Origin of the sequence: Caballeronia sp. LZ029 (genome assembly GCF_031451275.1) — a bacterium.
GTDB lineage: Bacteria > Pseudomonadota > Gammaproteobacteria > Burkholderiales > Burkholderiaceae > Caballeronia > Caballeronia jiangsuensis.
Map to the genome: position 1 here is coordinate 1 of NZ_JARUXO010000044.1, position 409 is coordinate 409.

Annotated in this window: 1 pseudogene; it reads right to left on the reverse strand. The window is 64.1% G+C overall.

From position 1 onward, the window contains the following. A pseudogene (locus QCE73_RS33970) lies at nucleotides 1-409 on the reverse strand (chemotaxis protein CheA); the annotation flags it as partial.

Below are 409 nucleotides of genomic sequence, written 5' to 3' on the forward strand. Positions count from 1 at the left end.
GCCGGTGGTCGACTTGCCCGCCGCGCGGCGCGCTTCCACGGTTTCGATGCCGTGATCGAGCGAGTTGCGCACGAGGTGCGTGAGCGGATCGATGATGCGCTCGATCAGGCTCTTGTCGAGCTCGGTCGCCTGACCGAACGTGACGAGTTCCACTTCCTTGCCGAGCTTGCCGGCGATATCGCGCACGAGGCGCGGGAAGCGGCTGAATACGTAGTCCATCGGCATCATGCGGATGGACATGACGGCCTCTTGCAGGTCGCGCGCGTTGCGCTCCAGCTGCGCCATGCCGTTGAAAAGACGGTCGTGCAGAGCGGGATCGAACGTGCTCGTGGTTTCCGCGAGCATCGCCTGCGTGATGACGAGCTCGCCCACCAGATTGATGAGCTGATCGACCTTCTCCACGCCGACG